This is a genomic window from Enterovirga sp. (genome assembly GCF_028290205.1).
GTDB lineage: Bacteria > Pseudomonadota > Alphaproteobacteria > Rhizobiales > Beijerinckiaceae > Enterovirga.
The window spans coordinates 21,125-27,888 of record NZ_JAQGKF010000101.1 but is presented as its reverse complement, the minus strand read 5'-3'; the positions used below and the strand labels follow the sequence as shown (position 1 = coordinate 27,888).

Here is a 6,764-nt window from a genome sequence, read left to right as displayed (position 1 = left end):
CGAGGCGGGCCTCGGCCGCCCGCGCGCGCTCCTCGGCGGCTCGGGCCCGCCCCGCCGCGTCCAGCAGCGCGGCCGAGAGTTTCGGCCGGTCGGACCGCAAGGTGGCGATCTCGCTTTCGAGCCGCTGGCGCGATTCGACGCTCTGCCGCGCTCGCTGCTCGAGGCTGCGCAGCGTCTCTTCCCGCCGCGCCCTGTCCGCTGTGACCGCGGCGGAGGCCGGGTCGGACGCGGCCGGCTTGTCAAATTCGGTCTGGGCCGAGGCCGACCCGACGCACGCCAGCAGCAGAGCTGCCGCCAGACCGCACCTCCGCAGACCTCTCATGCCCCGCCCTCGTCGCCAGCCCGATGATAGGGATGACCGGCGATGATGGTGAACGCCCGGTAAAGCTGCTCGGTGGCGAGCACCCGGACGAGCTGGTGGGGCAGCGTGAAGCGGCCAAAGGAGACGGACCACGCCCCCTGCCGTTTGAAATCCGGATCGAATCCGTCCGGTCCGCCGATCACCAGCGCGAGATCCGGCTGCCCGGCATCGCGCAGCTCGGCCAAGCGGCCGGCAAACGCTTCACTGGTCATGGCCGGGGCGGCCTCGTCGAGCAGCAGCAGTTGCGCCCCGCCGGCCCGCTCGCGCAGGCGCAGGGCCTCGTCGGCCCGGCGCTCCACGTCGCGACGAGCCCGGCCCTCCGGGATCTCCACGAGGTCAGGCCCGGCGAAGCCGAGGCCACGGCCGAGCGCGAGGCAGCGAGTTCGATACCGCTCGACCAGATCCCGTTCAGGTCCGCTCTTCAGCCGACCGATCGCGAGGATCCGGACGCGCAAGACGGATCAGACGGCCACGCCGTCCAGCGGGCGGTCGGCGCCCCACATCTTCTCGAGGTTGTAGAAGCTCCTCACCTCGGGTCGAAACACGTGGACGATGACATGCCCCGCGTCGATCAGCACCCAATCGCAGGCCGGCAGGCCCTCGACGCGGACGCGGCCATGGCCGTTGTCCTTGAGCGATTGCACGAGGCGGTCTGCGATGGACCCGACATGACGCTGCGAGCGGCCCGACGCGATGATCATGGCATCGGCGATCGAGGTTCGGCCCACGAGGTCGATTTCGACGATCTCCTCGGCCTTCATGTCGTCGAGAGAGGCGCGGGCGAGGGCCAGGACGTCCGGCTGGGGCGGAACCTCGGCTCCGGCCGGAGGAGGAGGCGCGTGAAAGGCCGTGGCCGGCGAGAGGTGTTCGGTCAGCTGGGCGATCTCCGGCGGCGCAACGTTGCCGCTAGGGTAAGATAGTCGCGCGACCCCGTTTTTCAAAGCCGTCGCATGGGGGCGCGGGCTTTCTCTCGCAAGGCTGTGGAGGAGAGGGTCGAGCGAGGGCCATGCAGAAGCACCCAGGCGGGAGGCTTGCGGCCGGGAAGAGTGCGGGCGCGCACCTCCGGCACGCGTGAGGGCCCGAGCGCGACCGCGGCCTTGGCGCGGGGTCCCCGCACCGTCCAGCCGGGCCGGTCGACCACGGCCAGCGGCACCCGGGTGGCGATCTCCCGCCAGCTCCGCCAACGGTGGAACCCGGCCAGGCTGTCGGCGCCCATGATCCAGCAGAATCGCACCCCCGGACAGCGGCGCAGCACGAAACGCAGCGTGTCCACGGTGTAGACCGCGCCGAGCGCCGCATCGATGTCGGTGACCACCATGCGGGGGTGGCGGGCGATGCGGCGCGTGGCGGCGAGGCGCTCGCTGCGGGCCGCCAGCCGGCTCTGGTCCTTGAGGGGGTTGCCGAGCGTAACCGTCCACCAGACCCGGTCCAGCCGCAGCCGGCGCAGGGCGGTCAGGGCGACGTGGCGATGGCCAGCATGCGGCGGGTCGAAGCTGCCTCCGTAGAGGCCGATCCGCATGCCGGGGGCGTGCGGCGGCAGCCTCCGGCTTGGCCGCAAGGTCATGCCGGCCGGATCTGGCCGGCCCCCCTCACCCGGTAATTGAACGAGGTCAGCTGCTCCACGCCGACCGGACCGCGGGCATGCATGCGGCCGGTCGCGATGCCGATCTCGCCGCCGAAGCCGAACTCGCCGCCATCGGCGAATTGCGTGGAGGCGTTGTGCAGCACGATGGCCGAATCGACCTCGCGCAGGAAGCGCTCCGCGATGGCCGCGTCGCCGGTCACGATCGCGTCCGTGTGGTGGGAGCCGTAGCGCGCGATGTGGTCGAGCGCAGCGTCGAGGCCGTCCACCACCCGGACGGCGATCACGGCATCCAGATACTCGGTGCGCCAATCCTCCTCGCTGGCCGCGAGCACGCGCGGGTCGGCGGCCCGCGCGACCGCGTCGCCCCGCACTTCGCAGCCGGCGGCGATCAGCGCGCCGAGGAGCGGCGCGAGATGCGTCTCGGCCCCGGCCCGGTCCACGAGAAGCGTCTCGGCGGCGCCGCAGATCCCGGTGCGGCGCATCTTGGCGTTGACGACAATCTCGCGCGCCATCTCGGGCTCGGCGGCGGCATGGACGAAGACGTGGCAGAGCCCCTCGAGATGCGCGAAGACCGGCACCCGGGCCTCGGCCTGGACCCGTTCCACCAGGCTGCGGCCGCCCCGGGGCACGATGACGTCGATCGCGCCGTCGAGCCCGGCCAGCATGGCGCCGACGGCCGCGCGGTCCCGCGTCGGGACGAGTTGGACGGCATCGGCCGGCAGGCCGGCGCGGCCCAGCCCGAGCCGCACCGCGTCGGCGAGGGCGCCAGCCGTCCGAAAGGTTTCGGATCCGGCCCGCAGGATCGCCGCGTTGCCGGCCATGACGCAGAGCGCAGCGGCATCGGCCGTGACGTTGGGCCGGCTCTCGAAAATCACACCGACCACGCCGAGCGGGGTCGCGACGCGCTCGATGACGAGCCCGTTCGGCCGCTCGAAGCGGGCCAAAATCCGGCCGACCGGATCCGGCAGGGCCGCGATGTCCCGCACGGAACGGGCGATCGCCTCGATGCGGCCGGGGTCCAGCAGAAGGCGATCCAGGAAGGAGGCCGGGCGGCCCGCCGCGCGGGCCTCCGCGAGGTCCAGCGCGTTGGCGGCCAAGATGACATCGCGGCCGGCCGCGATCGCGCCCGCGACCTCCAGCAGCGCCCGACGCTTCTCGGCCGCGCCGGCGAGGCCGAGACGGCGGGCCGCCGCGCGGGCCCGTTGGCCGATCCCGTGCATCGTCTCGGCCACGGACCCGGACGGCGCCGGGGCGCTCGTGCCTCCAGCCTCGGCAGGTCGGATCGGCAGCGGGACGTTCATGACCCCTCTCAGAGGCTCGGCCGGGACGGAGCGGCTCTCTAGCATGCGGGGTGCCGGTGATGCCACGGCCGCGCCGGGTCGCCTCGCCCGTGCCGTGCTGTCCGGTCCCCCCGTTCCCTTGCGCTTGCCGCGCCCGGATTCACCGTTCGTTTGAACGCGGGCCCTTAGGAGGGAGGCCCGTTCAGACTAGGCCCCATGCCCCACTCCGCCCCAGACAGCTACCCACGCCGCGGCTTCCCGCCGCGCAGCACGGCGCTGCCGGAGATGGCCACGGCGGTGATCATCCTCAACGAGGAGCGGGAGGTCGAATACGTCAACCGGAGCGCCGAGGAGCTGTTCGAGCCCGTCGATCCCCACGGCTGCACCATGCCCGTGCTGCTGGCGAGCTGCGGTGCCCGCGGCGGCGAGGAGATGTTTGCCGACCACGTGTCCGGGCAGGACGCCGAGGGGACATGCCGGCTCCGGCTCGTCGACGAGCGGCTGCTCGACTGCACCAGCCGCCGCCTCTCCAACGGCGGCTACGTCTTGAGCCTCGACGACGTCACCGAGCATGTCCGCAATGCCGAACTCGCCAATCACGACGCCCTGACCGGGCTCGCCAACCGGAAGATCTTCAGGGAACGGCTCAGCGAGCGGCTGGCCGACGCCAGACAGAGCGGCAAGCCGGTGGCGGTGCTCTATCTCGACCTCGACCGGTTCAAGGCCATCAACGACACGCTCGGCCACCCGGTCGGCGACGCGTTGCTGCGGAAAGTCGCCGGGCGGCTGACCGGTGCGCTGCATCCGGACGACCTCGCGGCCCGGCTCGGCGGGGATGAGTTCGCCGTGCTGCAATCCGGGTCGGAGCAGCCGGCGTCGGCACAAGCCCTGGCGGCCCGACTCGTGGACCTGATCGGCCGCACCTATGCGCTGGAGGGGCACACCCTGAATGTCGGGGCCAGCGTCGGCGTGGCGATCGCGCCGCAGGACGGATACGAGCCCGACACCCTGCTGCGCCATGCGGATCTGGCGCTGTTTCGGGCCAAGGCTGACGGGCGCGGCGCCTACCGGTTCTTCGAACACGGCATGAACGACCGCATCCAGGCGCGCCGCCTCATGGAGATCGAGCTGCGGCGGGCCCTGGCCCTCAAGCAGCTGCGACTGGTCTACCAGCCGCAGATCCACCTCGCCTCGAACGCCATCTCGGGTTTCGAAGCGCTGATCCGGTGGGAAACGCCGGACGGCCGGGTCGTCCCGCCCTCCGAGTTCATCCCGCTTGCGGAGGAGATCGGCGTCATCCTGCCGATCGGCGAATGGGTGCTGCGAACGGCCTGCAAGCAGGCCGCCGCCTGGCCCGATTCGGTGGCGGTCTCCGTCAACGTGTCTCCGGCCCAGTTCCGGACCGGTCGGCTGGTCGAGACCGTGGCCTCCGCCCTGGCCCGTTCCGGGCTGCCGGCGGCGCGGCTTGAACTCGAGGTCACCGAGGGCGCGCTGCTGGAGGGCAGCGACGCGGTGACACGGACGCTTGCGACCTTGCGGCAGATGGGCGTCCGCATCGCCATGGACGATTTCGGGACGGGCTACTCCTCCCTGAGCTACCTGCAGAAATTCCCGTTCGACCGCATCAAGGTCGACAAGTCCTTCGTGCGCGGCATCGACCGCAATTCGCACCGCCTCCCCATCGTGCGGGCCATCGTCACCCTCGCGGCGGGGCTCGGCATGGAGACCATGGCCGAAGGAGTGGAGACGGAAGCCGAGCTCGCCTGCATCCGGGCCGAAGGCTGCGACGGCGTACAGGGCTATCTGACGGGCTGTCCGCTATCGCCCGAGGCCGCGACGGCCTTGCTCGCACCGAGCAGGCCCCTTTCCTCAACAGGAGCGACTGAATGAGCAATGATCTGCACCGGCTGGTTTATTACAGCCGCAACAAGGTGGCAGGGGAGCCGGGCGCGTTGGAAGCCGCCATCAACGGCATCTTGGCCAAGAGCCGGGCGAACAACGCCAAGGCCGGCGTCACAGGCGCGCTGATGTTCAATTCGGGCTGCTTTGCCCAGGTTCTGGAAGGGCCCCGAGAGGCCGTCGAAGAAGTGTTCGAGCGCATCCAGCAGGACGAGCGCCATGGCGACGTGTCGCTGCTCGCCTTCGGGCCGGCGGAGGCGCGCTCCTTCGAGAACTGGTCGATGGGCTTTGTCGGAGCCTCCGTCGAGGACGCCGCCCGCTATGGCTCGCTCGGCCCGGAGAGCGGGTTCGACCCGTCACGGCTGACCGGAGAGGCCTTGTTCGAGATCCTGCACGGCCTCGCCCTGGACGAAGAGAACGCGGACTGATCGGCCGGCCGGGCAACCGGCGCCGCCTCGTCCAGGCCGATCAGCCGGCCAGGACGAGGTCGTCGCGGTGGATCATCTCCGCCCGGCCGCCATTGCCGAGGATGCCCTCGATCTCGCGGCTGGAGCGGCCGATCACCCGGGCCGCGTCCTCGGCGTCATAGGCCACGAGCCCGCGCCCGAGAATCGCCCCGGCGGCGTCGCGCAGCAGCACGGCGTCGCCGCGACTGAAGGCACCCGACACCGAGGTCACCCCGACCGGCAAGAGGCTCGCGCCGCCGCGCAGGGCCCGCGCCGCCCCCTCGTCCAGCACCAGCGTTCCGCGCGGCTCCAGCGCCCCGCCGATCCAGGTCTTGCGCGCGGTGGAGGGCGAGGACTGCGTCAGGAACCAGGTGCAGCGCGCCCCGTCCGCCACGCGGCGAAGCGGGTTCTTGGGCCGGCCGTCGGCGATCAGCATGTGGGTGCCGCCGGCCGTCGCGATCTTGGCGGCCTCGACCTTGGTCCGCATGCCGCCGCGCGACAGGGCCGACGCGGCGCCGCCGGCCATGCTGTCGATCTCCGGCGTGATCCGCTCCACGACGGGCACATGGCGAGCTGCCGGATCGGTCGCGGGCGGCGCGGTGTAGAGCCCGTCCACATCCGAGAACAAGACCAGGAGGTCGGCTTCGATCATGGTCGCCACGCGAGCCGCCAGCCGGTCGTTGTCGCCGTAGCGGATCTCGGTCGTGGCCACCGTGTCGTTCTCGTTCACGACCGGCACCGCCCGCATCTCGAGCAGCTTGCTGAGGGTTGCTCGCGCATTGAGGTAACGCCGGCGCTCCTCGGTATCGGCCAGCGTGACCAGGATCTGGCCGGCCGTGATGCCCTGATGGGCCAGGACCTCGGACCAGATGCGGGCCAGGGCGATCTGGCCCACCGCGGCCGCGGCTTGGCTCTCCTCCAGCCGCAAGGCGCCGGGCCCGAAGCCCAGCACGGTGCGGCCGAGCGCCACCGCGCCGGAGGACACGACCAGCACCTCGACGCCGCGGCCGTGCAGCTCGGCCACGTCCTCGGCCAGGGCCGCCAACCAGGCATGGTTCAGCCGCGAGCGGGCGCGGTCCACCAGAAGCGCCGACCCGACCTTGAGGACGACGCGGCGGAACTCGATCAGGGAGGGTGTCACGGGATCATCGGCCGGTGGGAGGCGCGACGGCCTCCTCGCCCCAGACCTTCAG

The 6,764-nt window shown here is 71.8% G+C and carries 7 protein-coding genes and 1 pseudogene; 2 read left to right on the top strand and 6 right to left on the bottom strand.

All coding sequences use genetic code 11. The annotated features are described in order from the left end of the window. From JWR86_RS07180 to JWR86_RS07160, 5 genes and pseudogenes are all read right to left on the bottom strand, one after another. Positions 1 to 322, bottom strand: a pseudogene (locus tag JWR86_RS07180) (hypothetical protein); the annotation flags it as partial. Continuing rightward, positions 319 to 816 carry a 23S rRNA (pseudouridine(1915)-N(3))-methyltransferase RlmH gene (rlmH, locus tag JWR86_RS07175; protein ID WP_299562843.1) on the bottom strand — a complete coding sequence of 166 codons (498 nt, stop codon included), beginning with the start codon at positions 814 to 816 and terminating at the stop codon, positions 319 to 321. The pseudogene JWR86_RS07180 and the gene rlmH, both read right to left, overlap by 4 nt. Before the next feature lie 6 nt (positions 817 to 822). Further along, complete coding sequence (rsfS, locus tag JWR86_RS07170) at positions 823 to 1,152, bottom strand: ribosome silencing factor (protein WP_299562849.1); 330 nt, start codon at positions 1,150 to 1,152, stop codon at positions 823 to 825. A gap of 146 nt (positions 1,153 to 1,298) precedes the next feature. Continuing rightward, the gene (locus JWR86_RS07165; RefSeq protein ID WP_299562840.1) at positions 1,299 to 1,925 is read right to left on the bottom strand and encodes a nicotinate-nucleotide adenylyltransferase; all 627 of its coding nucleotides are present in this window, start codon (positions 1,923 to 1,925) and stop codon (positions 1,299 to 1,301) included. Continuing rightward, on the bottom strand, positions 1,922 to 3,166 hold the full coding sequence (locus JWR86_RS07160) for a glutamate-5-semialdehyde dehydrogenase (RefSeq protein WP_299562846.1): 1,245 nt from the start codon (positions 3,164 to 3,166) through the stop codon (positions 1,922 to 1,924). The genes JWR86_RS07165 and JWR86_RS07160 overlap by 4 nt, the downstream gene beginning before the upstream one ends. Positions 3,167 to 3,442: 276 nt before the next feature. On the opposite strand from JWR86_RS07160, the gene JWR86_RS07155 reads away from it, so the two are divergent. Both JWR86_RS07155 and JWR86_RS07150 read left to right on the top strand, forming a co-directional pair. Further along, on the top strand, positions 3,443 to 5,116 hold the full coding sequence (locus tag JWR86_RS07155; RefSeq protein ID WP_299562837.1) for an EAL domain-containing protein: 1,674 nt from the start codon (positions 3,443 to 3,445) through the stop codon (positions 5,114 to 5,116). Continuing rightward, positions 5,113 to 5,553: a BLUF domain-containing protein gene (locus JWR86_RS07150; protein ID WP_299562834.1), complete on the top strand. Its 441-nt coding sequence runs from the start codon at positions 5,113 to 5,115 to the stop codon at positions 5,551 to 5,553. The genes JWR86_RS07155 and JWR86_RS07150 overlap by 4 nt, the downstream gene beginning before the upstream one ends. Before the next feature lie 40 nt (positions 5,554 to 5,593). On the opposite strand, the gene proB is transcribed toward JWR86_RS07150, so the two are convergent. Beyond that, positions 5,594 to 6,712, bottom strand: coding sequence for a glutamate 5-kinase (gene proB / locus JWR86_RS07145; RefSeq protein ID WP_299562831.1), 1,119 nt, complete (start codon positions 6,710 to 6,712; stop codon positions 5,594 to 5,596). Between the last annotated feature and the right edge of the window lie 52 nt (positions 6,713 to 6,764).

Bases quoted from the DNA above. Each gene is read 5' to 3' on its own strand.
- JWR86_RS07165 (WP_299562840.1), bottom strand. From the start codon at position 1,925: ATGACCTTGCGGCCAAGCCGGAGGCTGCCGCCGCACGCCCCCGGCATG.
- JWR86_RS07160 (WP_299562846.1), bottom strand. From the start codon at position 3,166: ATGCACGGGATCGGCCAACGGGCCCGCGCGGCGGCCCGCCGTCTCGGC.
- JWR86_RS07155 (WP_299562837.1), top strand. From the start codon at position 3,443: ATGCCCCACTCCGCCCCAGACAGCTACCCACGCCGCGGCTTCCCGCCG.
- JWR86_RS07150 (WP_299562834.1), top strand. From the start codon at position 5,113: ATGAGCAATGATCTGCACCGGCTGGTTTATTACAGCCGCAACAAGGTG.